At 72.2% G+C, this 26,535-nt stretch carries 23 protein-coding genes; 16 read left to right on the top strand and 7 right to left on the bottom strand.

Annotation, left to right across the window (positions count from 1 at the left end; genetic code table 11):
* Positions 1-24 precede the first annotated feature (24 nt).
* The 5 genes from PSED_RS20920 (at position 25) to PSED_RS20900 (ending at position 6,205) form a co-directional block, all read left to right on the top strand.
* Positions 25-1,179 carry a sugar ABC transporter substrate-binding protein gene (locus PSED_RS20920; RefSeq protein ID WP_041759922.1) on the top strand — a complete coding sequence of 385 codons (1,155 nt, stop codon included), beginning with the start codon at positions 25-27 and terminating at the stop codon, positions 1,177-1,179.
* Positions 1,180-1,288: 109 nt separating this feature from the next.
* Positions 1,289-2,851, top strand: coding sequence for a sugar ABC transporter ATP-binding protein (locus PSED_RS20915; protein ID WP_013676240.1), 1,563 nt, complete (start codon positions 1,289-1,291; stop codon positions 2,849-2,851).
* Between the two features lie 17 nt (positions 2,852-2,868).
* A complete protein-coding gene (locus PSED_RS20910) occupies positions 2,869-3,963 on the top strand; it encodes an ABC transporter permease (protein WP_199796681.1) in 1,095 nt (364 codons plus the stop codon).
* A gap of 56 nt (positions 3,964-4,019) precedes the next feature.
* Entirely contained in the window at positions 4,020-5,192 is a 1,173-nt protein-coding gene (locus PSED_RS20905) for an MFS transporter (protein WP_013676238.1), read from the top strand.
* The gene (locus PSED_RS20900) at positions 5,189-6,205 is read left to right on the top strand and encodes an aldo/keto reductase (RefSeq protein WP_013676237.1); all 1,017 of its coding nucleotides are present in this window, start codon (positions 5,189-5,191) and stop codon (positions 6,203-6,205) included. The genes PSED_RS20905 and PSED_RS20900 overlap by 4 nt, the downstream gene beginning before the upstream one ends.
* A 41-nt stretch (positions 6,206-6,246) precedes the next feature.
* On the opposite strand, the gene PSED_RS20895 is transcribed toward PSED_RS20900, so the two are convergent.
* The gene (locus tag PSED_RS20895; protein WP_013676236.1) at positions 6,247-7,236 is read right to left on the bottom strand and encodes a hydroxymethylglutaryl-CoA lyase; all 990 of its coding nucleotides are present in this window, start codon (positions 7,234-7,236) and stop codon (positions 6,247-6,249) included.
* A 230-nt stretch (positions 7,237-7,466) separates the two neighbouring features.
* Between PSED_RS20895 and PSED_RS20890 the strand changes: the two genes are divergently transcribed.
* Positions 7,467-8,654, top strand: a complete 1,188-nt coding sequence (locus PSED_RS20890; protein ID WP_013676235.1) for an MFS transporter — start codon at positions 7,467-7,469, stop codon at positions 8,652-8,654.
* 81 nt (positions 8,655-8,735) lie between these two features.
* Here PSED_RS20890 and PSED_RS20885 read toward each other — a convergent pair whose 3' ends face one another.
* From PSED_RS20885 to PSED_RS20865, 5 genes are read right to left on the bottom strand one after another with little or no spacing between them, the layout of a single operon-like run.
* A complete protein-coding gene (locus PSED_RS20885) occupies positions 8,736-9,776 on the bottom strand; it encodes an alcohol dehydrogenase catalytic domain-containing protein (protein WP_013676234.1) in 1,041 nt (346 codons plus the stop codon).
* Positions 9,773-10,462, bottom strand: coding sequence for an isochorismatase family protein (locus tag PSED_RS20880; RefSeq protein WP_013676233.1), 690 nt, complete (start codon positions 10,460-10,462; stop codon positions 9,773-9,775). The genes PSED_RS20885 and PSED_RS20880 overlap by 4 nt, the downstream gene beginning before the upstream one ends.
* Positions 10,463-10,467: 5 nt before the next feature.
* Positions 10,468-11,874, bottom strand: a complete 1,407-nt coding sequence (locus PSED_RS20875; protein WP_013676232.1) for an amidohydrolase family protein — start codon at positions 11,872-11,874, stop codon at positions 10,468-10,470.
* A gap of 29 nt (positions 11,875-11,903) precedes the next feature.
* The gene (locus PSED_RS20870; RefSeq protein ID WP_013676231.1) at positions 11,904-13,148 is read right to left on the bottom strand and encodes a CaiB/BaiF CoA transferase family protein; all 1,245 of its coding nucleotides are present in this window, start codon (positions 13,146-13,148) and stop codon (positions 11,904-11,906) included.
* Positions 13,149-13,192: 44 nt separating this feature from the next.
* On the bottom strand, positions 13,193-14,557 hold the full coding sequence (locus PSED_RS20865; protein WP_013676230.1) for an amidase: 1,365 nt from the start codon (positions 14,555-14,557) through the stop codon (positions 13,193-13,195).
* Between the two features lie 257 nt (positions 14,558-14,814).
* Here PSED_RS20865 and PSED_RS20860 point away from each other — a divergent pair, with 257 nt between their 5' ends.
* From PSED_RS20860 to PSED_RS20815, 10 genes are all read left to right on the top strand, one after another.
* Positions 14,815-15,516: a GntR family transcriptional regulator gene (locus PSED_RS20860; RefSeq protein ID WP_013676229.1), complete on the top strand. Its 702-nt coding sequence runs from the start codon at positions 14,815-14,817 to the stop codon at positions 15,514-15,516.
* A 62-nt stretch (positions 15,517-15,578) separates the two neighbouring features.
* A complete protein-coding gene (locus PSED_RS20855) occupies positions 15,579-16,640 on the top strand; it encodes an isocitrate/isopropylmalate dehydrogenase family protein (RefSeq protein ID WP_013676228.1) in 1,062 nt (353 codons plus the stop codon).
* Between the two features lie 158 nt (positions 16,641-16,798).
* A complete protein-coding gene (locus PSED_RS20850) occupies positions 16,799-16,969 on the top strand; it encodes a hypothetical protein (RefSeq protein WP_013676227.1) in 171 nt (56 codons plus the stop codon).
* The gene (gene kdpF, locus PSED_RS20845; protein WP_013676226.1) at positions 16,966-17,067 is read left to right on the top strand and encodes a K(+)-transporting ATPase subunit F; all 102 of its coding nucleotides are present in this window, start codon (positions 16,966-16,968) and stop codon (positions 17,065-17,067) included. Before PSED_RS20850 ends, kdpF begins: the two co-directional genes overlap by 4 nt.
* Positions 17,067-18,728, top strand: coding sequence for a potassium-transporting ATPase subunit KdpA (gene kdpA, locus PSED_RS20840; protein WP_013676225.1), 1,662 nt, complete (start codon positions 17,067-17,069; stop codon positions 18,726-18,728). Before kdpF ends, kdpA begins: the two co-directional genes overlap by 1 nt.
* On the top strand, positions 18,725-20,830 hold the full coding sequence (gene kdpB, locus PSED_RS20835; protein ID WP_013676224.1) for a potassium-transporting ATPase subunit KdpB: 2,106 nt from the start codon (positions 18,725-18,727) through the stop codon (positions 20,828-20,830). The genes kdpA and kdpB overlap by 4 nt, the downstream gene beginning before the upstream one ends.
* A gap of 1 nt (position 20,831) precedes the next feature.
* On the top strand, positions 20,832-21,452 hold the full coding sequence (locus PSED_RS20830) for a potassium-transporting ATPase subunit C (protein WP_013676223.1): 621 nt from the start codon (positions 20,832-20,834) through the stop codon (positions 21,450-21,452).
* 20 nt (positions 21,453-21,472) lie between these two features.
* Positions 21,473-24,046: a sensor histidine kinase gene (locus PSED_RS20825; RefSeq protein WP_013676222.1), complete on the top strand. Its 2,574-nt coding sequence runs from the start codon at positions 21,473-21,475 to the stop codon at positions 24,044-24,046.
* A 26-nt stretch (positions 24,047-24,072) separates the two neighbouring features.
* The gene (locus tag PSED_RS20820) at positions 24,073-24,576 is read left to right on the top strand and encodes a GNAT family N-acetyltransferase (protein WP_013676221.1); all 504 of its coding nucleotides are present in this window, start codon (positions 24,073-24,075) and stop codon (positions 24,574-24,576) included.
* An 85-nt stretch (positions 24,577-24,661) separates the two neighbouring features.
* Entirely contained in the window at positions 24,662-25,282 is a 621-nt protein-coding gene (locus PSED_RS20815; protein ID WP_013676220.1) for a zinc ribbon domain-containing protein, read from the top strand.
* 49 nt (positions 25,283-25,331) lie between these two features.
* Here the strand turns inward: PSED_RS20815 and PSED_RS20810 are convergent, their stop codons facing one another.
* A complete protein-coding gene (locus PSED_RS20810) occupies positions 25,332-26,531 on the bottom strand; it encodes an FAD-dependent monooxygenase (protein WP_013676219.1) in 1,200 nt (399 codons plus the stop codon).
* Between the last annotated feature and the right edge of the window lie 4 nt (positions 26,532-26,535).

Below are 26,535 nucleotides of genomic sequence, written 5' to 3'. Positions count from 1 at the left end.
TATACACATAGAGCCCGGCGCTGGGTGGCAGGAGCGATCGCCGCCGTCGCCGTGGTGGCACTGGCCGCCTGCTCCAAGGGCGGGACCGCCTCGACGTCGTCCGACTCCGGGGCACCCGCCGCGGCGGTGCCGCAGGCCGTCGTCGACAACATCGCGAAGTACAGCGGTCCGTCGACGTTCACCCCGCCCGGTCCGGCCATCGACGTCTCGTCGCTCAAGGGCAAGAAGATCTTCGACATCCCGTCGGTGCCGAACCCGTTCGTGCAGTCGATCTCGGCCTCCATGCAGGAGGCGGCCGAGAAGGCGGGCATGGTCTACACCAAGTTCGACAACCAGGCCCAGGTGTCGCAGTGGGTCCAGGGCATCAACCAGGCCATCGCCTCCAAGCAGGACATCATCGTCCTCAACGGCGCGCCCGACCCCCGCGCGCTCGGCCCGCAGCTGCAGGCCGCGAAGGCCGCGGGCATCCCGGTGATCGTGATGCACTTCCACGACAACGAGATGCCGGACCCGCCCGCCTGTGAGGGCTGCACCGACGTCACCGCGACGGTGACCGCGCCGTTCAACGAGGCCGGCAAGGCGGCCGCCGACTGGATGATCAAGGACTCCGGCGGCAAGGCGAACGTGCTGATCGTGGGCGGCAGCGACATCCTGCCCAGCCCCGGCACCATCAAGACGATGCAGGACGAGTTCGCGGCGAACTGCCCGGACTGCTCGACGACCGTCACCAACATCCCGGTGGCGGACTGGAACACCAAGACCCAGGGTGTCGTCCAGTCGGCCCTGCAGGCCAACCCGAAGGTCAACTACGTCTACGTGCTCTACGACGCCATGGTCGCGGGCGCGATCCCGGCGGTGCAGACGCTGGCCAAGACCGGTCAGGTGAAGATCACCAGCTACAACGGTTCGCCCTTCGCGCTCGACGCGATCCGCCAGTCCAACGGTGAGCTCGTCGCGATGAACGTCGGTGAGGACACCCCGGGTATCGGCTACGCGACGATGGACCAGGTCTTCCGGGTCCTGCTCGGTCAGCAGCCGGTGCACGAGCGCACGCCGATCCGCATCTGGGACAAGACCAACGTGGCCGAGGCCGGCACGCCGGCCAAGGCCGGCGAGGGCTACGGCAACGCCTACACCTCCGGGTTCCTCAAGCTGTGGGGCCTGGGCGGCGGCGCCTGACCCGTACGAACCATCCGCTCTCCAGCGGTCCCCGGGCCGGTCGCCGACGCGGCCGGCCCGGGGCCGGGTGAGCAGCCGACCCACCGCTCGCACGCCGAGGAGGACAGTCATGACGAACTCGACCCCGCTCGTCCGGATCCGCGGGCTCACGAAGATCTTCGGTGGGCAGCGGGCCCTCGACGGTGTCGACCTCACGATCATGCCCGGCGAGGTGCACGGTCTGCTGGGGGAGAACGGCTCCGGGAAGTCCACGCTGATCAAGGTCCTGTCGGGCTTCCACACGCCCGACGGGGGCACGCTGGAGGTCGCCGGCCGGGACGTTCCGCTGCCGCTGCTGCCGGGCCAGCACCGCAGCCTCGGCTTCGACTTCGTCCACCAGGACCTGGGGCTCGTGCCCTCGCTGTCGGTCACCGAGAACCTGATGCTCGGCGAGATCGCGTCGTCGCGGAAGGTCGCGTACTCCTGGCGGGCGGCCCGTGAGCGGGCAGCGGCCATGTTCGCGCGCTACGACGTCGACATCGACCCCGACGCCACCGTCGAACGGATCCGGCCCGTCGACCGGGCGATGCTCGCGATCGTGCGTGCCGTCGAGAGCATCCGCGCGGGCGCGGCCGCGGAGGGTGAGGCGGGCGCGAACATGCTCGTCCTCGACGAGCCGACCGTCTTCCTGCCCAAGCAGGAGGTCGGTCAGCTGTTCTCGCTGGTGCGGCGCATCACCTCCGACGGGTCGAGCGTCCTTTTCGTGTCGCACGACCTCGACGAGGTCCGTGAGATCACCGACCGGGTGACCGTCCTGCGCGACGGCCGTACGTCCGGCACCGCGGTGACGAAGGAGATCTCCGGCCGCGAGCTCGTCACGATGATCATCGGCCGTGAGCTCGCCGAGCACCCGCACGACGCGCACGCCGCGACGACCGTCGGCCGCGACGTCGTGCTGTCGGTGCGCAACCTCTCGCACGGCCCGCTGCAGGACGTGTCCTTCGACCTGCACGAGGGCGAGGTGCTCGGCTTCGCCGGCCTCGTCGGGTCCGGGTACGAGGAGGTCGTCTACTCGCTGTTCGGGGCCTCCCCGGGCGCGACCGGGACGATCAGCTCCGGCGAGCGCACCATCGACATCGCGAGCCTCACGCCGCGGCGCGCCATGTCGTTGGGCATGGCGCTCGTGCCTGGTGACCGCAAGAACTCCGGCAGCGTCGCGACGCTCTCGCTCGGCGAGAACATGAACCTCACCGTGCTGGACCGGTACTTCCGCGGCTGGCGGCTGCGGCACGGGACGATGCGCGACAACGTCCGTCAGCTCGTCACCGAGTTCGACGTCCGGCCCGCCGTGCCCGACCTGGAGTACGGGTCGTTCTCCGGCGGCAACCAGCAGAAGGCCCTCATGGCCAAGTGGCAGCAGACGAACCCGAAGGTGCTGCTGCTGCACGAACCCACCCAGGGCGTCGACGTCGGCGCCCGCCAGCAGATCTTCGACATGATCCGCGGCAGTACCGCGACCAGCGCGACGATCTGCGCGAGTTCGGAGTACGAGCAGCTCGAGACAATCTGTGACCGCGTGGGGATCTTCGTGCGCGGCCGGCTCGTCACGTTCGTGACGGGCGCAGACATCACCAAGGCCCGCATCGCCGACCTGTGTCACGGCCAGGCGTCGGCCCCCGTCCCGGCCCCGTGAACGACCACACCGGCCCCGTGAACGAGAAGAGAGGCGCCGACATGACGACCGCGCGCAAGGACGCCGAGACCCCGGTGGACGCGGGGCCGCCCGTCACCGAGTCCCCATCGTCCACCGCCGCCGAGGCGGCCGAGCCGTCGGAGAAGGCGGCCCGGCGCAGGCCCACCGGCCGGCTCGAGGCCATGGCACTGCCGCTGACCTGGCTCGCGGTGATCGTCGTCTTCAGCATCCTGGAGACCGACACGTTCTTCACCTCGGCCAACGCGGCGTCGATCCTGGCCTCGCAGGCCGTCCTCGTGGTGGTGACCCTCGGCCTGATCGTGCCGCTCATCGCGGGCGACTTCGACCTGTCGATCGGGTCGGTCGTCGGGATGTCGGCGCTGGTGATCGCGATCCTCAACGTCCAGCACGGCTGGAACATCTGGGCCGCGGTCGTCGTCGCGCTGCTGGCCGGCATCGTCGTCGGGTTGATCAACGGCATGCTGACCGTGCTGCTCGGGATCGACAGCCTGATCGTCACCCTGGGCATGAGCACGCTGCTCGCCGGCGTCGCGCTCTGGATCAGCGGCGCGAACACCATCACCGGCGTCGACCAGACGCTCGTCGACGTGGTGATCTCGTACCGGCTGTTCGGGATCCCGATGGAGTTCTACTACGCGATCATCTTCGCGCTGGTGCTGTGGTACGTCTTCGCCTTCACCCCGCTCGGGCAGCGGCTGCTCGTCGTCGGCCGCAACCGCGAGGTCGCCCGGCTCTCGGGCATGCGGGTGTCGACGCTGCGCATCGGCGCGCTGGTCACCTCGGCCTTCGTCGCCGCGCTCGGTGGTGTGCTGATCGCGGGCACGTCCGGTTCCGCGGGCCCGACCACCGGTCTGGACCTGCTGCTACCGGCGTTCGCGGCGGCGTTCCTCGGCTCGACGACGATCAAGCCCGGTCGCTTCAACCCGTGGGGCACGGTGATCGCGGTGTACTTCCTGGTCACCGGCATCACCGGGCTGCAGCTGCTGGGCCTGCAGTCGTTCGTGCAGAACATCTTCTACGGCGGGGCGCTGATCCTCGCGGTGTCGTTCTCCCAGATCATCCGGCGCCGCCGGATGAAGCAGGGGTTCTGACGCCCGCGCGGGCGGGACGGCCGCCGTTCTCGCTGCGCGAGGGAGTCGCGCTCTCGGTGCTCGCCCTGGCGGCCGGCGGCTTCGCGGTCGTCGGCGCCTCGGCGAACGCCCCCCTGATCAGAGTGGATCTCCGGCTCACCGAGGTGGGCGTCGGCGCGATCGCGTCGGTCGCCTACCTCGGCGCCATGTTGACGTCACGCACGGGTGGCCGGGCCACCGACCGGTTCGGCCCGGCCGTCGTGCTCGCGACGGGCCTGCTGACCATGGCCGCCGGCGTCACCGTCGCGGCCACCGCGGCGGGCGCCGGCTGGTTCTTCATCGGGATCGCCGTCACCGGCCTCGGCTACGGCATCGTCAACCCGGCGACGAACGTGCTCGCCAACCCGGTGCACGCCCGCCGCCGGGGCCTGGTCATGAGCGTCAAGCAGGCGGGTGTGCCGCTCGGCGGCATCGTCGCGGGCGCGGTACTGCCGGCCGTCGGCTCGGCCGCCGGCTGGCGCTGGGCCGCCGTCGTCCCGCTCGCGACGTGCGCGGTCGCCGGCCTGCTCGTCGCCCTGCGCGGGCGGGTGCGGGTCGCCGCGTCCGGGGTCGTCACCGGGCTCGCGCGTCCCGACCTGCGGATGCGGCTGCCGCACGGCTACGGCTACGGCTTCGTCATGGCCGGGGCCCAGGTCAGCATCTTCGCGTTCACCACGGTGTACCTCGTGGAGGAGCGCGGCCTGGATGCGGCGCGAGCCGGCCTGGGTGTGGCGCTGCTGCTGGTCGGTGGGGTCGTCGGGCGACCGCTCTGGGGCTGGGTCTCCGACCTGCGTCCCGACGCCCGGCTGCGGCACCTGCAGGTCGTCGCGCTGGCCGGGGCGGCCGCCGTCACGCTGCTGTGGGTGGTGCCCGAGGCCCTCCTGCCGGTGGCGCTGCCGGTCGTCGGGCTGTGCGCGATCGGCTGGAACGGCGTGTACGTCGCCGCGGTCGCCGAGGCCGCGCAGCCGGGCGAGGTCGGCCGCACGACGGGCGCCTCGCTGACCCTGATCAACCTCGGCGCCGTGGGCTGCCCGCTGCTCGTCGGGTTCGTGGTGTCGCTCGCGGGCGCCTGGACGTGGGGCTGGGTGACGTGTGCGGTCCTCAACGTGGCCGGCGCCGCGATCGTGGCGGTGTCGCGCGCCGACCGGGTCGACGGTACCGGCACCGAGAACGAGCCCCACGTCGACTGTTCCGAGGAGATGCAGCCGTGACCGATCCTGTCCTGTTCGACGACGACCACGCCGTGCTGGGCCGCACCGGTCTGCCGGTGTCGCGCTTCTGCCTGGGCACCGCGACCTTCGGCGGCCAGTGCGACGAGAAGGAGTCGCACGCGATCCTCGACCGGGCCGACGAGCTCGGCATCTCCTTCCTCGACACGGCCGACAAGTACCCCATCGGCAGCCCCTGGGAGCAGGCCGGGACGACCGAGGAGATCGTCGGGCGCTGGCTGCGCGGGCGGCGCGACCGGTTCGTCGTCGCGACCAAGGTCCACGGGCCGACGGGGCCGCGGCCGTGGGACGGCGGGCTGTCGCGACGGCACGTCCTCGACGCCGTCGACGCGTCGCTGCGCCGGCTGGACACGGACTGGATCGATCTCTACCAGCTGCACCGCCCCGACCCGCTGACCCCGGTCGAGGAGACCCTGTCGGCGCTCGACGACGTGGTCCGCGCGGGCAAGGTGCGCTACGTCGGCTGCTCGAACTTCCTCGCCTACCAGGTGGCGAGGGCGTTGGGGCGCAGTGCCCTGCACGGGTGGACGGCGTTCGTGTCGGTGCAGGCCCGCTACAACCTGCTCTTCCGCGAGCACGAGCGCGAGCTGCTGCCGCTGTGCCGCGAGGACGGCCTCGGGCTGCTCGCCTACAACGCGTTGGCCGGCGGCATGCTCACCGGGAAGCACCGCCGTGACGGCACGTCGGCGACGGGCACCCGGTTCGCCGACGCCGGCGCAGGCGGGCTCTACCGCGACCGCTACTGGCACGACGACGCGTTCGACGCCGTCGAGGCGATCCGCGGGCTGGCGGCCGGAGCGGGCCTGACGATGCCGGTGCTGGCCACGGCGTGGCTGCGCTCCCGGGCGGGGGTGACCTCTGTGATCCTCGGCGCGACCCGGCCCGACCAGCTCGATCTCGCGGTGGAGGCGGCGGGCGTCCGGCTCGACGACGCGCTGCTCACCGAGCTCGACGCGATCACGGCCCGGTTCCGGACGGGCGACGCCGTCCAGTGAGCCACCGCCCGCGGCCGGTGTGCGGCCGCGGGCGGGACGGATCACTTCTGCAGGGCGGAGTTCCCGCGGGCGGGCGCGTCGATGTGCGCCAGCGCCTCCTGGTGGAACTCGGCGTACGTGCCGTACTTGGACACCCGCCCGTAGGTCGGCAGGCCGATGATCTCGGCGGTCCGGTTCGCGGCGGTGCGCACCGCGTCGAGGTCGACGCCGGTCGAGACGCCCATCTCGTCGAACATGTTGACGACGTCCTCGGTCGGGACGTTGCCCATGCCCAGCACCGACACCGGCATCGAGATGCCGCCGCCGTAGCCGCCCGCGCACGTCTCGAAGATCGTCGCGCCGTTGTCCAGCGCAGCGACGATGTTGGCCAGCGCCATGCCGGTCCGGTCGTGCATGTGCATGCCGAGCTCCAGCTCGGGCCAGCGCGACGTGATCGCCTTGACCCGGGCGGCGACCATGCGCGGGTTGGCCATGCCGATGCTGTCGGCGATGCTGACCTCACGGACGCCGAAGTCCATGAACGTCTCGATGAGCCCGAGGATGTGCTTCTCGGGCATCTCGCCCTCGTACGGGCACAGGAAGCAGGTGCCCATGCTGACGTTGACCACGGCCTTCTCGGCCTTCGCCAGCTCGGTGATCAGCCGAATCTGCTCGATGTTCTGCTCGAGCGTCATGTTCGAGTTCTTCTTGTTGTACGTCTCGCTCGCGACGATCAGCGACGACAGCTTGGTGCAGCCCGCGGCGACGGCCCGCTGGGCGCCGCGCAGGTTGGGCACCAGCGCCCGGAAGACGGTTCCGGGGCGGTCGGGGAGCCGCTGCACGACCTCGCTCGCGTCCGCGAGCATCGGGATGACCTTCGGGTGGACGAAGCCGGTGACCTCCAGCTCGGGGATCCCGGCGTCCGCGAGCATCTCGATGAGCTCGAGCTTCTCCTCGGTCGTCGGGACGTGCCATTCCGACTCGTAGACCATCGTCTGCAGCCCGTCGCGCAGCAGGACCTCGACGATTCGGGCCTGGGGAGTGCCGGCCATCCGGGACGTCCTCTCGGTTGGGGCGGGCCCGCCCTCGCGGGGGTAGCACCGCAGGTGTACACGACCTGCTAAATGTATACGATCGTCCCAGGAAAGACCATGCTCTCCGGCGCCGCATCTTCTCTCGAATTCCGGCATTCAACAGGTCTTTCATGAGGAACGACGATGTGCGACGGTGGCCGGACGTAGACGCAGGTCGGGTCCATATCGCATACAACAGGAGATGAGTGGTGGACGAACGCGTGAGCTGGGGACGGGTGCTCGCGGCGGTGACGTGCGCGGCGACGGTGTCGATGCTGCCGGTGTTCCTGCTCGGCGCGGCCGCCCCCAGCCTGGGCGCCGACCTGCACGTCGACGCCGGACGCCTCGGCATCGCCGTGTCGGCGTTCTGGATCGCGATGGCGCTCGTCGGGCTGGTCGGCGGGCACGTCGCGCACGCCCGTGGTTCCCGGGCGACGACCATCGCGGGCATCGCGATCGCCGTCGTCTCGCTCGTCGGGCTCGCGACCGCCGGCTCGTTCGCGGCGCTCGTCGTGTTCGCGGTGGTCGGCGGTGCGGCGACGGCCCTCGCGACCCCCGCGGGGGACATGGCCCTGTTCTCCGTGCTCCCGCCCGAGCGGCGCGGTTTCGCCTACGGCGTCAAGCAGGCGTCACTGCCCGGTGCGTCGCTGCTGGCCGGCCTCGGGGTGCCGCTGGTCGTGCTCACCGTCGGCTGGCGCTGGGCGTTCGCCGCGGCCGTGCTCGTCGCACTGCCGGCCCTGATCGCGTTGCCGCGCAGGCTGCCGCGTCCGGCCGTGCGGTCGGCGGCGGAGCCGGCTGCGCGGCGGGCGGCACGGCCGCGCGGGCTCGTCCCGGTCTCGACGGCCGTCGCGCTCGCCATGGCCGCGGTCTCGGCCACGGGTGGCTTCTACGTCGTCGCGGCCGTTGCGGGCGGGACCGCCGCGCCGACCGCGGGCTTCCTGCTCGCGCTCGGCGGGGTGTGCGGGATCAGCGGCCGCTTCGTCGCATCGTGGCGGTTCGGTACGGCGGCGCGGCCGTTGCTGGTGTGCGCCGGGCTGATGGCGGCCGGCGGGCTCGGCACCGCGGGCCTCGCGCTGACCGGGTCGACGGGCGGGCTCGCCGCCGCGACCGTCCTGGCGTGCGGCGCGGGCTGGGGCTGGAACGGCCTGCTGACCCAGGACGTCGTCGCGTCGCACCCCGAGGCGACCGCCCGCGCGTCGGCCGCGATCATGGTGGGCGCGGCGGTCGGCGGGGTCGCGGGGCCGGCGCTGTTCGGGCTGGTCGCGACGGGTGCGGGCTATACGGTCGCGTGGCTGGCCGCCGGTGGCTGCCTGCTGCTGGCCGCGGCGGTGCTCGTCGTGCGGGAGGCCCGACGCGCCCCGGCCCCCGTGAGTGGCGCCACCGGTCATCACCGGTGACGCCACTCGCGGGGCCGAGCAGGGCGGACGTGAAAGTGCCCGGACCCCCCACCGCGAGGGCCCGGGCACCGGGAGGGACGGTCAGTTGCCGCCCACGTCGAGCAGGATCTTTCCGTAGTGCCTGCGGGCGACCAGCTCCTCCTGCGCCTTGGCCGCCTCGGCCAGCGGGTACACCGAGTGCACCCGCGGCGAGAACGTCCCGTCGGCGACGAGGCGGAGCACATGGGTCATCTCGTCGCGGGTCTGCGTGTGCGAGGAGATGTAGGAGATGTGCCGCCGGAAGAACTCGATGATGTCGAACGGCACGACCTCGCCCGCGTGGGCGCCGATGCTGATCAGGCGGGCGTAGGGCCGCATGACCTGCATCGACTTCCCGAACGCCTCGCCACCGACGACGTCGAACACCAGGTCGACCCCGCGTCCGCCCGTCGCGTCGAGGATCTCGGCGTACAGGTCGGGGGAGGTCGTGTAGTTGATGACGTGGTCGGCGCCGTCGGCCTTGGCGCGCTCGAGCGTCGCGTCCTGGCTCGCCGTGCCGATGACGGTCGCGCCCGCGGCCTTGCAGATCTGCAGGGCCGCCGACGCGACACCGGAGCCGATCGAGTGGATCAGCACCGTCTCGCCGAGCTTCAGGTCACCGCGGGGGATGAGCGCGTGGTACGCCGTGCCGAACGCCGTCAGCGAGGCGGCGGCGTCGGCGAACGACAGCCCGTCGGGCAGCGGCAGGCAGTGGTTCGCCGGCGTGAGCAGCTTCTCGGCGTAGGCGCCGGGGATGTGCTCGCCGTAGAGCCTGCGGTTCTCGCACAGGTTGTCCTGCCCGCGCTTGCACCACTCGCAGTACCCGCAGGTGCGGATGTAGGAGACGGCGACGCGGTCGCCGACCTTCGGCGACTCGACACCGTCACCGACGGCCGACACGACGCCCGCGCACTCCAGCCCGAGGATGTGCGGCATCTCGAAGTCGAAGCGCGACACCCCCTCGCGGATGTCGATGTCGACGTGGTTGAGTGCGGTGAACCGCACGTCGACGACGACCTCGCCCGGTCCGGCGACCGGGTCGGGCATGTCGGTGTGGCGCAGGACCTCCGGCCCGCCGAACTTGTCGAAGACGACGGCCTTCATCGTGCTCCCTCCGCCCGCGCGGCCGCGACCGACTCGATCGCGGCGATGGCCTCCTCGCTGGTCACGACGTCGGCGTACTTCCCGTCGAGGTCGATCAGGTTGGCCCGGTGCTGCTCGGGGCTGCGGTCACCGACGGCGTCGGCGACCACGACCGAGCGGAACCCGTACGCCTGGGCGTCGACGGCGGTCTGCCGCACGCAGCCCGACGTCGAGCAGCCGACGTTGATGATCGTGTCGATCCCGCGGTTCTGCAGCACCTGCTGGAGCTCGGTGCCGATGAAGGAGCTGCTGTGCCGCTTGGTGAGCAGGTAGTCGCCCTCCTGCATGGCGACGCGCTCGTCGATCTCGACCCAGCGGCTGCCGAGGGTGAGCGCACCCAGCGCGGGCACCTTCTCCACGAACAGGCCGGCGTCGGCGAGGTCCTCGCGGAAGGCGACCCGGGTGTAGACGACCGGCACCCCGGCCGCCCGCGCGGCCGCCAGGATCCGTTGCGTCACCTCGATCGGAGCGTCCTGGTTCGCCGACCCGAGCGGGCACTCGGGGTCGGTCATCCCGTACTGGAAGTCGATCACCAGCACGCACGGGTTACGGCCGAAGCCGGTCCGCCTGCGCATGCCTCGGGCGGCGTAGTCGTCGAGGGTCGCGTCGGCGATCGCCCCGCCGTTCGACGACTCGGTGACCGTCATCGGGCTCAGACCGTCTCGGGCGTCGACGCGGGGACGAACTTCCCGACGTTCTGCGGGCCGACGAACTCGCCCTTGTCGATCATCACGTTGCCGCGCAGGATCGTGGTGACCGGCAGACCGCGGACCTCCCAGCCGTCCCAGTTGCTGTAGTCGCAGTCCGAGTGCAGGTTCTCGCCCTGCTTGTAGGTGTGCGCGAAGCCGTCGTCCATGATCACGATGTCGGCGTCGGCGCCCGGGCGCAGGACACCCTTGGTGCCGTACAGGCCGAAGATCCGGGCCGGGTTGGCGGCGGTCAGCTCGACGAAGCGCGGGACCGACAGGTTGCGCTTGCACACGCCCTCGGACCAGAACACCGACATGCGGGTCTCGACGCTGTTCGTCCCGCCGGTGACGTTGTCGACGGTGTCGCCCATCATCTTGTTGTCCCACGGGATCGTGTAGTCGTCGCTGGCCAGCGTGTGCAGCGCGCCCGACTCGCACGCCGCCCAGAGGGCGTCGCGGTGCTCGATCGTCTTGTTCGGCGGGTAGTTCATGTAGCGCTGGCCGTTGGGCCGCTTGTAGAGCTCGGGGTCGAACACGAGGTTCGGGTGCAGCACCTCGCCGAACGCGTGGGCGCCCTTCTCGCGGAACTCGCCGATCGCGTCGATCGACTCCTTGGCCGAGACGTGCACGATGTAGAGCGGCGACCCGGTGCGCTCGGACAGCAGCAGCATCCGGCGCACCGCGGCCTCCTCGGCCAGCGGCGGGCGGGCCTCACCGATGTTGGAGAAGTGCTCGCGGCCCTCGCTGTAGAGCCTGCGGACGTTGTAGTCGATGATGCAGTCGTCCTCGCAGTGCACCATCACGACGCCGCCGTGCTTCTCGGTCTCCAGCATCGCGGAGTAGATGCGGCCGTCGTCGGTCATCATGCCGCCGATGGCCTCGGAGCCCGCGAACGTCGTGAAGAACTTGAACGACGTGACGCCACCGCTGATGGCCTCACGGATCCGGTCGGCGTTGGACTGCGGCCAGTTGCCGGTCATGATCGCGTGCAGCGCGTAGTCGCTGTAGAGGTTCTGCGAGTTCGTCTTCTCCATCTTCGACTGGATGGACTCGACGAGGTCCTCCTCGCCCCACGAGATCGAGAAGTCGATGTAGGTGGTCGTGCCGCCCCACAGGCCCGCGCGCGAGCCGGCCTCCGAGGACTGCGCCTTCATGGCCTCGGAGATCTGCAGGTCGTAGTGCACGTGGCTGTCGATGCCGCCGGGCAGCACGTAGCGGCCCGCCGCGTCGACGACGGTCGCGGCCCCGGTCTCGGAGAACTGTCCCCGAGTGCCGACGGCGACGATCTTCTCGTCCTTGATCGCGAGGTCGAGGGGCTGGACCGTGCGGTCGTCGGCCACGAGCCCGTTGGTGACGATGAGGTCGTACATTCTCACTCCTTGCCGTGCGGTGGATTCGCTCAGATGGCCCCGACGTCCTTGAGCTTGCGGTACTCCTCTTCGGAGAGTCCCACCTCGTCGAGGTAGAAGCTCTCGTTGTCCTGTCCCATCACGCCGCCGAGCCGGCTGACGCCGCCCGGGGTCTCCGACAGCCTCGGGTGCACGTGCGTCACCGACGTCGGACCGAGCTCCGGGTCGTCGATGCGCTGCAGCAGCTCGCGCGCCTTGAAGTGCGGGTGCTCGGCGACCTGGCTGATGTCGTGCACCGCCGCGGCGGCCACCCGGGCCTCCTCGAAGCGGCGCAGCACCTCCTCCTGCGGATGCCGGCCGACCCACTCGGCGATCACCTCGTCGAGGTCGGCCACGTTCTGCAGGCGGGTCTCGTTGTCGAGGAACCGGGGATCGGTGATGAGCTCCGGCCGGTCCATGACCCGGAACATGCGCTCGACGATGGCCTGGGTGCCGCCGGAGATCGAGATCCAGTGCCCGTCGGAGCACTGGTAGGTGTTGCGCGGGGCGAGGTCGGCGAGCCGGTTGCCGCTGCGCTTGCGGATGACGCCGCGCTTCTCCCAGTCCAGCATCGTGTAGTCGATCAGCCTGTAGGTCGCCTCGGTGATCGCGTTGTCGATGACCTGGCCCTTGCCGCCGTTGACGTCGCGCCAGTACACGGCTGCGAGGACGGCCATCGCGCCGGTCAGCGCCGCGACGCCGTCGGCCAGCGGGTAGCCCGCGATGCTCGGCGGCCGGTCGTCGGCGCCGGTGATGTAGGCCAGGCCGGAGAAGCCCTCGGCCAGGGTGCCGAACCCGGGACGCTCGGCGAACGGGCCGGTCTGCCCGTAGCCCGAGGTGCGCAGGATGATCAGCTTCGGGTTGATCTCCTGCAGGACGTCGGGGCCGAGACCCCAGCGCTCCATGACGCCGGGCCGGAAGTTCTCGATGAGGACGTCGAAGTCCTTGACCAGCCGCCGCACGAGCTCCTGGCCCTCGGGCTTGTTCATCGCGAGGGTGATGAGCCGCTTGTTGCGCGCCAACGTCTTCCACGCGAGCGACACGCCCTTGTACTGCGTGCCCCACTTGCGGACCGGGTCGCCGGTGCCGGGCAGCTCGGCCTTGACGACGTCGGCGCCGTAGTCCGCCAGGTAGGTCGCGGCCCATGGGGCGGCCATCATCGTCGCGAGGTCGAGTACGCGCAGGCCCTCGAGGGCGCCGCGCCCCTGCTCGACGGGCGGGAGCGCCGAGACGTCGACGGTGTGCTGGTCTGCCATGACAACCTTCCGGGTCTGCCCGGGTGTGCGGGCGGGAGAGCTGGTCAGCGGGTCGGGACGACGGCGCGTGCGCGGTGCCAGTCGGTGGCGTCCTGGTAGGCGCACGCGATCTGGAACAGGACGGCCTCGCCGAACCGGGGAGCGGTGAGCGCGACCCCCACCGGCAGCCCGCTGCGCGGGTGGAAACCGATGGGCAGGCTCAGCGTCGGGCCGTCGTGCAGCGCCCAGGGATAGGTGATGCGGCCGAGCTGCAGGGTCTGGGCGCGGGAGTCGGGGCCGTCGGCCGGCGGGACGTCGACGGGCACGACGGGCGTGACGATCACGTCGAGGTCGGTGAACACGTGGGCGAGCCGGGTGCGGTACTCGGCACGGAACACCAGCGAGCGGACGAGGTCGACGGCGCTGACGTCCAGGCCGGCCGAGACGCGGCCGAGGACGTCGGGGGAGAAGTCGTCCGGGCTCGCGAGCAGCCGCTCGCGGTGGTAGGCCGCGCCCTCGCTGCCGACGATGCGCGTCCAGTGCTCGTGGGCGTCCGGCGCGCCGAAGTCGGGAACGTCGGCGGCGACGGTGCCCTGGTCGGCGAGCCAGCCGAGGAAGGTCTCGATGCGCTCGCCGACGCCGTCGTCGAGGCCGTCGAAGAAGAAGCGGCGCGCGACGCCCACGGTGAGCCCGTCGAGCGGCTTGCCGATCGCGGAGGTGGCGGGCGCCCCGGTCGAGGCGACCGAGTAGGGGTCGGCCGGGTCGAACCCGGTCAGGACCTCGGTCAGCCGGGCCGCGTCGATCGCGCGCCGGGCCATCGGGCCCACGGTGTCCTGCGTCTTCGCGGCGGGGAGCACCCCGTCGATCGAGATGCTGCCGACGCTGGGCCGCAGCCCGACGACCCCGTTGAGCGCGGCCGGGATCCGGACCGAGGCGCCGGTGTCGGTGCCCAGCGCGAGGTCGCAGTAGCCCGCGGCGAGTGCGGCACCCGACCCGCCGGACGAGCCACCCGGGATGCGGTCGAGGTCCCACGGGTTGCGACAGGCGCCGTAGGTGAGGTTCTGGGTCGTCGCGCCCCAGGCGAGCTCGGCCATGTTGAGCTTCGCGCTGACGACGGCACCCGCCTCGCGCAGCCTGCGCACGACCGTCGCGTCGGCGGGGGCGACGTTGTGGGCCAGGAACGACGCCCCGGCCGTCGTCACGACCCCCGCGACGTCGATGTTGTCCTTGAGCCCGACGAGGACGCCGTCGAGCGGCCCGCGCGAGCGGCCCGCCTCTGTGCGGCGGGCGGCGGCGACGGCGTCCTCGCGGGAGCCGTCGATCCAGGTGATGACGGCCCGGACCCGGTCGTCGATCTCCTGGTACCGCGCATGCGCGGCGTCCCAGCCGTCCGGACCGCGGAGCGGTCCGGGATCGTCGGGTGTCTGCACGAGCGACCTCCTGACGTTGCGGAGCCGGAGACCCCGGCGTGACGGGCAAACTGTATGCAACTCGCGGTTGCGACGTCAACGGCCGTACGGCCGCTCCTGGCATCGAATCCGCAGCCAGTCAGGGTGTCAGCCGGTAACCTGCCGGAAACAGCCGGACCCGCCGCACGCCGTGAAGTGTGCACAAAGTTCGAGGATTTCGGTGGGTCGAGCGGCTGCAAGGGTGGCGTGGGCCGTTCGGACCTGTACCGTCTCGGCGAGTGACGTCGAGTAACGAACGGGCGGCCGACCGGGCCTACCGCATGATCCGGGCCGACATCATGTCCGGAGAGCTGGAGGGCGGCGCCCGGCTGGGCGAGGCCAACCTGGCCGAGCGGTACGGGCTGAGTCGAACCCCGGTGCGGGAGTCGTTGCGCCGCTTGCAGTCCGAGGGTCTCGTCGAGGTGCTGCCGCACCGTGGCGCCCGCGTCGTCGACTGGCGCTCGCTCGACATCGCCGCGATCTACGACATGCGCGCCGTCGTCGAGGGGTTCATGGTGCGCCGGGCCGCGGTGACGATGTCGGACGAGGAGATCGACCGGCTGACGACGCTGTGCGACAAGGTCGAGCGGCAGACCGCGGCGATGGAGCTGGGCGACCCGGAGCTCATCGACCTCCTGGCCGGGTTCAATCGCGAGTTCCACGGCTCCATCGCGCGCGCGGCGGGCGGGGAGATCTTCGCCGCCGTCCGGGCCAGCGTCGTCATCGGGCCGCTGATGCTGCGGACCGTGCACGACTACACGCGCGCCGACCAGGAGCGCAGCAACCGCCACCATCGGGAGATTCTCGCCGCCTTCCGGGCCCGCAGCCCGCAGTGGGCCGAGTCGGTGATGCTCGCCCATGTGTACTCGGCCAAGTCGCGGTTGCTCGAGGGCCGCGGTGAGGTGATCGGCCCCGATGCTGCTTCCATCGAGGCGAGCTGACTGCATACAATCCCGCGGCCTCATTGCCTCTGTTGCCTCTGTGCTGCGAACTGGAGGGCCGCATGGCCTACGACGTCGTCGTCCTGCCCGGGGACGGGATCGGGATCGAGGTCACGGACTCCGGTGTCGCCGTGCTGCGGGCCGTCGCCGCCGCGGTCGGCCTGGAGGTCGACCTGGAGTTCCTCGACGCCGGTGCCGGCGCCTACCAGCGGACCGGCGTCGCCATCGCGGAGCCGGTCATGGCGGCCGTCGGCCGCGCCGACGCCGTGCTCTTCGGCGCCATGGGCCTGCCCGACGTCCGGCGCGAGGACGGCACCGAGATCACCCCGCAGCTCGACATCCGGGAGCGCTACGACCTCGTGGCGGGCGTCCGGCCGTCCACGTTGCTCCCCGGCATCGACCCTGTGTTGTATGCACGAGACATCGACTTCGTCGTCGTGCGCGAGAGCACCGAGGGCCTCTTCGCCGGCCGTCGCGACCCGCGGTCGGCCGATCCCGACGTCGAGCACGACCGGATGACGATCACCCGCGCGACCAGCGAGACGCTGTTCGACATCGCGTTCTCGCTCGCCGCGGCCCGCCGCGAGGCCGGGCACGCCGGGCGGGTCACGCTCTTCGACAAGGCCAACGTGCTGAAGAGCCAGGCGTTCCTGCGCACCGTGTTCGACGAGGTCGCCGCGCGGCACCCCGACGTCGAGACCGAGCGGGTCTACGTCGACGCCGGCGTGATGATGATGGTCCGCGAGCCCGAGCGGTTCGACGTCGTCGTCATGGAGAACATGTTCGGCGACATCGTCTCCGACCTCGCCGCCGGCATCACCGGCGGGCTCGGCCTCGCGCCGTCCGGCGACATCGGCCGCGACCACGCCGTCTTCCAGCCCTGCCACGGCAGCGCGCCCGACATCGCCGGGCTCGACGTCGCCAACCCGGTCGGCATGATCCTCTCCGTCGCGATGATGCTCGACTGGCTCGGGGACCGGCACGACGACGGCCGCTGCCTCAAGGCCGCCGCCCGCGTGCGCGCGGCGGTGGGCGCGGCGCTCTCCGCCGGGGTGCGGACCCGTGACATCGGCGGCACCGCCTCGACGAGCGAGGTCACCGCGGCCGTCGTCGCCGCGCTCTGACCACCAGGCCCGGCGGGCCCCCTCGGCATGCCTGCCCACGATCGGTGAGCCGTTCCCCCGGCGGGTGCCCATGGGTGGGTCGAGCCTGCGGGTGACCGGCGTCTCCGGGGCGTAGGGAACGCGTCAAGACGCGGGGTCGTGGCGTCAAGGTCGCGTCGGTGGCGCGGCCGGCCGGGCCGGCGGATCGCAGACTCGGTCGGCCCGCCGGAGGTACCGGCGGCCCCCGACCCAGGAGTGAGTTCCCGGTGGCCGATCTGCTGTACACGCTGCTGCTGGTGGGCGTGTTCGCCGTGCTGGTGCTGTGCCTGCGCGGGCTGGAGCGCCTGTGAGTACCGCCGACGTGGTGACCAATGTGATCGGGGGCCTCGTCGCCCTCGCGCTGCTCGTTCATCTGACGGTCGCCCTGCTTCGCCCGGAGCGGTTCTGATGAGCGACACCCTCGCGGGCCTGTTCCAGGTCGCCGCGCTGCTCGTGCTGCTCGGCGTGTGCTACGTCCCGCTCGGCGACTACATGGCCCGCGTCTTCACCGCCGAACGGCACTGGCGCATCGAGTCCATGCTCTACCGGCTGGTCCGGGTCGACGCCTCGAGCGGCCAGCGCTGGCCCACCTACGCCGCGGGCGTGCTGGGCTTCTCGTTCGTCTCGTGCGCGCTGCTCTACCTCCTGCAGCGCCTCCAACCCGTCCTGCCGGCGAGCTTCGGGCGCGGACCGGTCCCGCCTGCGACGGCGTTCAACACCGCGGTCTCCTTCGTCACCAACACGAACTGGCAGTCCTACGTGCCCGAGCAGACGCTGGGCGACACCGTGCAGATGGCCGGGCTCACCGTGCAGAACGTGCTGTCGGCAGCCGTCGGGCTGGCCGTGGCCGTCGCGCTGATCCGCGGGTTCGTCCGCTCGGGCACCGACCGGCTCGGGAACGTGTGGGTCGACCTCACCCGCGGCACCGTGCGCATCCTGCTGCCGCTGGCGTTCGTCGCGGCCGTCCTGCTGCTGGTCATGGGAGTGACGATGTCGCTGCACGCGGGCGTCGACACGACCGGCGTCGACGGGGCCGCGCACACGCTGCCGCTCGCCCCGACCGCGTCGCAGGAGGCGATCAAACAGCTGGGCACCAACGGTGGCGGCATCTTCAACGCCAACTCCGCGCACCCGTTCGAGAACCCGAACGCCGTCTCGAACCTGTTCCAGATCTTCCTGATGCTGCTGATCCCGGTGTGCCTCACCCGCACCTTCGGGACCATGGTGCGCAACCCGCGGCAGGGGACCGTCCTGGTCTCGGTGATGGGCGTGCTGTGGGCGGGGCTGCTGGCCGTCGCCTGGTACGCCGAGATGCACCCGAACGGTCCGGCCGCGCTCGCCGCGGGCGGGGCGCTGGAGGGCAAGGAGGTCCGGTTCGGCATCCCGTCGTCGGTGCTGTTCGGCATCTCGACGACCGGCACGTCGACCGGGGCGGTCAACTCGATGCACGACTCCTTCACCGGGGGCGCAGGCGGGGCGACGCTGCTGAACATGCTCCTCGGCGAGGTCGCGCCGGGCGGTGTCGGGACCGGCCTCTACGGCATCCTCGTGCTGGCCGTCATCGCCGTGTTCCTGGCCGGGCTGATGGTGGGCCGCACCCCGGAGTACCTGGGCAAGAAGCTCGGCAGGCGGGAGGTGACCGCCGCCGCGGTCTCGATCCTGGTGATGCCGACGATCGTGCTGATCGGGGCGGGGCTGGCGATCGCCCTGCCCGGCACCGCGGGCGCGCTGAACAACGGCGGCGCGCACGGCTTCTCCGAGGTGCTCTACGCCTACGCCAGCACGGCGAACAACAACGGCAGCGCATTCGCCGGGATCACCGTGACCGGCAACTTCTTCCAGTCGACCCTCGGCGTGGCGATGCTGCTCGGCCGCTTCGTGCCGATCCTGGCCGTCCTCGCGCTGGCCGGTTCGCTGGCCGCGCAGCGCCGCGTCGAGCCAGGGGCCGGAACGCTGCCGACCGACAAACCGCAGTTCGCGGTCCTCGTGGGCGGCACCGTCGTGCTCGTCGCCGCCCTCACCTTCTTCCCGGCACTGGCCCTCGGCCCGATCGCGGAGGCACTGGCATGACCACCTCGTCGACCACCTCTGCGGCGACGACCCAGCCCGACACCGACGGTCGCGACGCGGTGCGCGCGGCGGCGGGCCCGGTGCAGGCCGGTGCCTTCCGGCCCGCGCAGCTGTGGGCCTCGCTGCCGGACGCACTGCGCAAGCTCGACCCGCGGGCCCAGCTGCGCAACCCGGTGATGTTCGTCGTGTGGGTCGGCTCCGTGCTGGTCACCGTGGACGCGATCGTCGACCCGACGGTGTTCGGCTGGCTGATCGCCGTCTGGCTATGGTTCACGGTGCTGTTCGCCAACCTGGCCGAGGCCGTCGCCGAGGGCAGGGGCAAGGCCCAGGCGGAGACGTTGCGCCGCACCAAACGCGACACGGTGGCCCGGCGGCTGACCGCCGACGGCGGCGAGGAGCGCGTCGGCGGCACGGAGCTGCGGATCGGCGACCGGGTCGTCGTGGAGGCGGGGGAGACGATCCCCGGCGACGGCGACGTCGTCGAGGGCATCGCGACCGTCGACGAGTCGGCCATCACCGGCGAGTCCGCACCCGTCGTGCGGGAGGCGGGCGGCGACCGGTCCAGCGTCACCGGTGGCACGACCGTGCTGTCGGACCGCATCGTCGTCGAGATCACCACGACGCCGGGGGAGTCGTTCGTCGACCGGATGATCGCGCTCGTCGAGGGCGCGTCGCGGCAGAAGACACCCAACGAGATCGCGCTGACGATCCTGCTCGCCGCGCTGACGATCATCTTCCTGCTCGCGGTCGTCGCGCTGCAGCCGATGAGTGCCTACGCGGGCGGGCTGCAGTCCGTGGTGACGCTGGTGGCCCTCCTGGTCTGCCTGATCCCGACGACGATCGGGGCGCTGCTCTCGGCCATCGGCATCGCGGGCATGGACCGGCTGGTGCAGCGCAACGTGCTCGCGAAGTCCGGCCGGGCCGTCGAGGCGGCCGGGGACATCGACACCCTGCTGCTGGACAAGACGGGCACGATCACCTTCGGCAACCGGCGGGCGACCGAGCTGATCCCGGTGGGCGACACCTCCCTGGCCGAGCTCGCCGCCGCGGCCCGGCTATCGAGCCTCGCCGACCAGACCCCGGAGGGTCGCAGCATCGTCGAGCTCTGCGCACGCGACCACGGGCTGGCCGCGGGAGCGACGGCCGACGAGGCCGTGGCGCAGTTCGTCGCGTTCACCGCGCAGACCCGGATGTCCGGCCTCGACCTGCCCGGCCGCGCGGTCCGCAAGGGTGCCGCGGCCGCCGTGCTGGCCTGGGCGGGCACCCGGTCGGACCAGGTCACACGCATCGCCGACGCGATCGGCGACGAGGGCGGTACGCCGCTGGTCGTGGCCGAGGCGGCGGGTCCCGAGGGCGGCTCGGCGCGGGTGCTCGGGATCGTCCGGCTCTCCGACGTCGTCAAGCCCGGCATCGCGGCGCGGTTCGCCGAGCTGCGGGCCATGGGCATCCGGACGGTGATGATCACCGGCGACAACCCCCGCACCGCCAGGGCGATCGCGGCCGAGGCCGGCGTCGACGACCACCTCGCCGAGGCCACCCCCGAGGACAAGATGGAGCTGATCAGGAAGGAGCAGGAGGGCGGGCGGCTCGTCGCGATGACCGGCGACGGCACCAACGACGCACCCGCGCTCGCGCAGGCCGACGTCGGCGTCGCGATGAACACCGGGACGGCCGCGGCCAAGGAGGCCGGCAACATGGTCGACCTCGACTCCGACCCGACGAAGCTGATCTCGATCGTCGAGATCGGCAAGCAGCTGCTGATCACCCGCGGCGCGCTGACCACGTTCTCCGTGGCCAACGACCTCGCGAAGTACTTCGCGATCCTGCCCGCGATGTTCGCCGCGCTCTATCCCTCGCTCGGCCTGCTCAACATCATGGGGCTGCACTCGCCGCAGTCCGCGATCCTCTCGGCGGTGATCTTCAACGCGCTGGTCATCATCGCGCTGATCCCGCTGGCGCTGCGCGGCGTCCGCTACCGGCCCACGTCCGCGGCCGCCCTGCTCCGCCGCAACCTGCTGATCTACGGCCTCGGCGGCGTCGTCACGCCGTTCGTCGGCATCTACCTCATCGACCTGCTGGTCCGACTCATCCCGGGGATGTGACGTGCTCTCCACGTTGCGCAGGCAGACCGGCACCGGTCTGCGGCTGTTGATCGTCTTCACCATCGTGTGCGGGATCGTCTACCCGCTGGCCGTCTGGGGGGTCTCGCGGATCCCGGGCCTGTCCGGGTCGGCCGAGGGCTCGGTCGTCACCGCAGCCGACGGGACCGTGGCCGGGTCGTCGGTGATCGGCGTCGACCCGGTGCCCGCGAACCCCGCCGCCGACCCGTACTTCCACACCCGGCCGGCGGCCTCGGCACAGGGGGTGCTCGGCCCGGCCGACACCACCACCTCGGGCGGGTCGAACAAGGCAGCCGACTCGCAGGACCTGCTGCACGAGGTCGAGCAGCGCCGCGCGGCCATCGCGCAGCGCGAGGGCGTCGCGCCCGCCGCCGTGCCCACCGACGCCGTCACCGCGTCGGGCTCCGGGCTCGACCCCGACATCAGCCCGGCGTACGCGGCGCTGCAGGTCGCGCGCGTCGCCCGGGTCACCGGGCTGCCGGTCGCACAGGTGCAGGGGCTGGTCGCGCAGGCGACGAGCGGGCGGGCCCTCGGCTTCCTCGGCGAGCCGGCGGTCGACGTCACGACGCTCAACCTCGCCGTGCAGGGCGCACTGCACCGCTAGCGCCGGGGGCAGGCGGGTCCATGATGGCGGTGGGACAGGGGGTGGAGCGCGTGGGGCGGGCCGGTGAGCTGCGTATCTACCTCGGGGCCGCGCCCGGCGTCGGCAAGACCTTCGCGATGCTCGGCGAGGCGCGGCGACGGTGTGAGCGCGGCACCGACGTCGTCGTCGGGCTCGTCGAGACCCACGGCAGGCCCCGCACCGCCGAGCTCCTCGAGGGGCTGGAGGTACTGCCCCGCCGGGAGGTGGTCCGCGGCGGGAACGTCCTCACCGAGCTCGACGTCGAGGCCGTCCTCGCCCGGCGGCCCGACGTCGTGCTCGTCGACGAGCTGGCCCACACCAACGCCCCCGGCTCGCGGCACGCGAAGCGCTGGCAGGACGTCGAGGAGATCCTGGCGGCCGGCATCGACGTCCTGTCCACGGTCAACGTGCAGCACCTCGAGTCGCTCAACGACGTCGTGCAGCGGATCACCGGGGTCCGCCAGCGCGAGACGGTGCCCGACGGGTTCGTCCGCCGCGCCGAGCAGATCGAGCTCGTCGACATCACCCCGGAGGCGTTGCGGCGCAGGCTCGCCCACGGCAACGTCTACGCGGCAGAGAAGGTCGACGCCGCACTCGCCAACTACTTCCAGCCCGGCAACCTCATCGCGCTGCGCGAGCTGGCGCTGCTGTGGGTCGCCGACGAGGTCGACGTCGCGCTGCAGCGCTACCGCAGCGACAAGCACATCCGCGAGACGTGGGAGACCCGGGAGCGGGTCGTCGTCGCGCTGACCGGCGGCCCCGAGAGCGAGACAGTCCTTCGCCGCGCCGCCCGGATCGCGAAGCGGGCGGGGCAGGCCGACCTGCTCGCCGTCCACGTGCTGCGCGGCGACGGGCTGGCCGGTGCCCCTGTGGGCGCGGCCGCGCGGCTGCGCACGCTGGCCGACGACGTCGGCGCCTCGTTCCACACCGTCGTCGGCGACTCCGGGGCGTCAGGGGTGACGGACTCGCTGCTGGAGTTCGCGCGCGGCGTGAACGCGACCCAGCTGGTGCTGGGCACGTCGCGCCGGTCCCGGCTGGCCCGGCTGTTCGATCCGGGGATCGGCGCGCGCGTCGTGCAGGAGTCCGGCTCGATCGACGTCCACATGGTCACCCACGACGCCGCCGGCTCGGCGCTGCGGCTGCCCACGTTGCGCAGCAACGTGCCCGGCGGCCGCCGGATGCTCGGCTGGGTGCTGTGCGTGCTCGCCCCGGTGGCCGCGACCGCGCTGGGGGTGGCACTGCGCGGGATCGTCGGACTCTCCACCGACGTCGTGCTGTTCTTCCTGGCGACGGTCGTCGCCGCCCTCGTCGGCGGGCTCGGCCCCGCGCTCGTCGCCGCCGTGCTCGGCGTGCTGATGCTGAACTTCTTCCTCACCCCGCCGCTGTACTCGCTGACGATCGGGGAGACCGAGAACGTCGTCACCCTCGTCGCGATGCTGCTGGTCGCGGTGCTCGTGGCGCTCGTCGTCGACCGGGCGGCACGGCGGGCCGAGCAGGCTGCGCGGGCGCGCACCGAGGCGGCGCTGCTGGCGTCGTTCGCGCGGACCGTGCTCACCCGCGCCGACCCGCTGCCGCGGCTGCTGGAGAAGGTCCGGGAGGCGTTCGGGCTGCGCTGCGTCGCCCTGCTCGAACGCGGTGACGGAGCCGCCGGCTGGGCGCGGATCGCCGTGTCCGGGCCCGCCGAGTGCGGCCGGCCCGAGGACGCCGAGGTCGACGTCGCCGTCGAGGCGGGGCTGCACCTCGTGGGGACCGGCCGGTCGTTGCCCGCGCACGACCGCCGGCTGCTCGAGGTGGTCGGCGGCCAGGCGCTGGTCGCGCTGCGCAGCCAGCGGGCGGCCGCCGACGCCGTCGCGGCGCAGCGGCGTGCCGAGGCCAACGAGACCCGCAGCGGGCTGCTCTCGGCCGTCGGCCACGACCTGCGCACGCCGCTGACGTCGATCAAGGCTTCGGCAGGCAGCCTGCGCGACCCGTCGCTGCCGCTGTCGGACGCCGACCGTGCCGAGCTGGCGGCGACGATCGAGGAGTCCGCCGACCGGCTCACCGGGCTCGTCGACAACCTGCTGGACTCCTCGCGGCTCGCCGCCGGTGCGGTCACCCCGCTGCTCGAACCGCTCGGCTACGCCGAGGTCGTCGCCCGGGCGCTGCTGGGGTTGCCGGGCGCCGAGCGGATCGACCTCGACGTCGCCGAGGACCTGCCCGACGTGTGCGCCGACGCCGGCCTGCTCGAACGCGTCGTCGCGAACCTGCTGGACAACGCGCTGCGCCACGGCGACGGCGCCGCCGTGGCGGTGCGGGGCAGCGCGTACGCCGACCGCGTCGAGCTGCGGGTGGTCGACGCCGGACCGGGGGTGCCGCCGAGGCAGCGCGACCGGCTGTTCACACCCTTCCAGCGGCTGGGCGACCGTGGCACCGGGACGGGACTGGGGCTGTCCGTCGCGCGCGGGCTCACCGAGGTCATGGGCGGCACGCTGACCGCCGAGGACACCCCCGGCGGTGGGCTCACCGTGGTCGTGTCGCTGCCGGCCGTCGCGCTCCGCTCCTCCGGATCGACGGCGCCCGGTTCGACGGCGCACTGACGCTGCCGAACTGCCAGCATCTCCGCGTGACCCCCACGATCCGGACGTTGCACGACGACGACCTGCCCGCCGTGCTCGACCTGGCCGTCCGGGCCTGGGCGCCGGTCTTCGCCTCGATGCGTGACGTGCTCGCGGGCTCGGGCGTGTACGAGCACTTCTTCCCGGAGTGGGAGCCGGTCCAGCGGCGCGCCGTCGGCCAGGTCTGCACGGCGACGGGCCACGACGTCGCGGTCGCGGTCGACGGCGGGCGGGTCGCGGGCTTCGTCGCCGCCCGCGCCGACGAGGCCGAGCGGCTCGGTGAGATCGTCATGCTCGCCGTCGACCCGGAGTTCCAGCGGCGGGGGATCGGCGGCGCCCTCACCCGGTACGCCGCCGACGGGTTGGCCGCGCGCGGGATGGCCGTCGCGATGGTCGAGACGGGCGGCGACGTCGGGCACGCGCCCGCGCGGCGCACCTACGAGCGCGCCGGGTTCACACCGATGCCGGTCGTCCGGTTCTTCGCGACGCTCCCGATCACCGGAAATTCGTGAATATTTCGTTCTTTTCGGACAGACGTCCGTAGCGTCCGGGGCGTGGCGGGCGACTAATCGTCAGAGCTCCGACGGACGGGACGAGATGACCGAACTGATTCCCTTCACCAGCAACTTCTCCGACATGAGCACGAACGAGGGGTACCAGTTCGAGTTCCGCTGCCAGCGCTGCGGCAACGGCTTCCGGTCGCGGTTCCGGCCCTCGGTCACCGGCTTCGGCGGCCGGCTCGCCGCACTGGGCGGGAGCATCCTCGGCGGGGAGATCGGCAACCGGGTGCAGGAGATCGGCTACATCGCGCAGTGGGACCGTTCCGGCACCCGCGGCGTCACGAACGACAAGCGGCTGCTGGAGGCGTCGGAGGACGTCGCGGGGGAGTTCCGGCAGTGCCGCGGCTGCACCGACTGGGTGTGCCGGCACCAGTGCTGGGACCAGCGCGCCGACGTCTGCACGACGTGCGCGCCCGCCCAGCACGGCCCGCCCCAGGGCGCCGACCCGTACGGCCGGCCCGGCCACGGCACTCATGGGCATTCCCCCGGCTACGGGGCACCGGCGGGAGGTGGCCGGACCTGCACGAGCTGCGGTGCGGTCGGCCCGGGCCGGTTCTGCGGTCACTGCGGCACCCCGTTCGCGCCACCGTCCTGCCGGGGGTGCGGCGCACCGTCGCAGGGCACCCGGTTCTGCGGGCACTGCGGCACACCCGCCTGAGCCGCGCCGCGTCGGTGCCGCGCGACGGCGGCACGCGCGGCGGGCCGGTTCACGACACCCCGGAGGGGCGCGGGTAGTCGCGCAGGTCGACGTCGGTGGCGTAGTCGTCGGTCATCCGCAGCATCAGCGCGAGCATGGGCCGGAAGCGGAAGATCGCGTTGCGCAGCCATCCGCCCGCGCGCGTGCGCGGCGCCAGGAACGGCCCGGCGTTCCCCTTCTTCGCGACCTTCGCGTAGCGCCGCATCACCGCCTCGTACTCGGCGAACGCGACCCGGTGGTCGCCGCCGGCGGCGGCCAGCTCACCGGCGAGCACATACGCGCCGACGACGGCGAGGCCCGTCCCGAAGCCGCCGAGCGTGTTGCCCCGCGCCGAGTCGCCGAGCAGCACGATCCGGCCAGACGACCAGCGGTCGATGCGCACCTGGCTGATCGAGTCGAGGTAGAAGCCCGTCGACCCCGGCAGCCGGTCGACGACCTCACCGACCCGCCAGCCGGCGCCGCGGTAGGCCTCGGCGAGCATCCGCTGCTGGGCGAGGGCGTCGTCGCGGGCGGCGTCGAGCCGGGCGGCCCGGTCGTCGGCGTCGGTCGCGAAGACGAAGAACGCGGGTGCCTTCGGGCCGCCGACGGCACACATCCGGCCGGGCTCGTTGTACATGACGGCGCCGTCGGCGAGGCCGAGGTCGCCGACGTCGGCCAGCGCATAGTGGTACCCGAGGTGCCGGACGAAGTCGGCCTCGGGGCCGAACGCGAGGCGGCGGACCGCGGAGTGGATGCCGTCGGCGCCGACCACGAGGTCGAACGTGCGCGGGGCGGCCTCGCGGAAGGTGACGTGCACGCCGTCGGCGGTCTCGGTCAACGACGTGACCGTGTCGCCGAAGACGTACTCGCAGGTCTCGGCGGTGTGCTCGTAGAGGACGGCGGCGAGGTCACCGCGCCGGATCTCGACGTCGCCGCCGGTGAAGTCGCCGGGGATGGTCGTGATCGCGCGGCCGTCGGCGTCGATGACGGTCTGGTCGTGGCCGCCGGTGGCGCGACGTTCGATCTCCTCGTACAGCCCCATGTGATCCAGGACCGCGCGGTGGACCGCACCTTTGAAGTCGACGGCCTGGCCGCCGGTACGCAGCTCGGACGCCTTCTCGACGACGGTGACGGCCGCGCCGTGGCGGGCGAGCCAGAACGCCAGTGCCGGGCCCGCGATGCTGGCGCCGGACACGAGGACGGTGGTGCCGGTGAGTCCGTGGTTCGTCATGTCC

It is taken from the genome of Pseudonocardia benzenivorans CB1190 (genome assembly GCF_000196675.2).
GTDB classification, from domain to species: domain Bacteria; phylum Actinomycetota; class Actinomycetes; order Mycobacteriales; family Pseudonocardiaceae; genus Pseudonocardia; species Pseudonocardia benzenivorans.
Note: the sequence above shows the minus strand (reverse complement) of the source record. Positions and strands in the feature narration are given on the sequence as shown.

Bases quoted from the DNA above. Each gene is read 5' to 3' on its own strand.
- PSED_RS20915 (WP_013676240.1), top strand. From the start codon at position 1,289: ATGACGAACTCGACCCCGCTCGTCCGGATCCGCGGGCTCACGAAGATC.
- PSED_RS20895 (WP_013676236.1), bottom strand. From the start codon at position 7,236: ATGGCCGGCACTCCCCAGGCCCGAATCGTCGAGGTCCTGCTGCGCGAC.
- PSED_RS20885 (WP_013676234.1), bottom strand. From the start codon at position 9,776: ATGAAGGCCGTCGTCTTCGACAAGTTCGGCGGGCCGGAGGTCCTGCGC.
- PSED_RS20880 (WP_013676233.1), bottom strand. From the start codon at position 10,462: ATGACGGTCACCGAGTCGTCGAACGGCGGGGCGATCGCCGACGCGACC.
- PSED_RS20875 (WP_013676232.1), bottom strand. From the start codon at position 11,874: ATGTACGACCTCATCGTCACCAACGGGCTCGTGGCCGACGACCGCACG.
- PSED_RS20870 (WP_013676231.1), bottom strand. From the start codon at position 13,148: ATGGCAGACCAGCACACCGTCGACGTCTCGGCGCTCCCGCCCGTCGAG.
- PSED_RS20855 (WP_013676228.1), top strand. From the start codon at position 15,579: ATGGCCTACGACGTCGTCGTCCTGCCCGGGGACGGGATCGGGATCGAG.
- kdpA (WP_013676225.1), top strand. From the start codon at position 17,067: ATGAGCGACACCCTCGCGGGCCTGTTCCAGGTCGCCGCGCTGCTCGTG.
- kdpB (WP_013676224.1), top strand. From the start codon at position 18,725: ATGACCACCTCGTCGACCACCTCTGCGGCGACGACCCAGCCCGACACC.
- PSED_RS20825 (WP_013676222.1), top strand. From the start codon at position 21,473: ATGATGGCGGTGGGACAGGGGGTGGAGCGCGTGGGGCGGGCCGGTGAG.
- PSED_RS20815 (WP_013676220.1), top strand. From the start codon at position 24,662: ATGACCGAACTGATTCCCTTCACCAGCAACTTCTCCGACATGAGCACG.
- PSED_RS20810 (WP_013676219.1), bottom strand. From the start codon at position 26,531: ATGACGAACCACGGACTCACCGGCACCACCGTCCTCGTGTCCGGCGCC.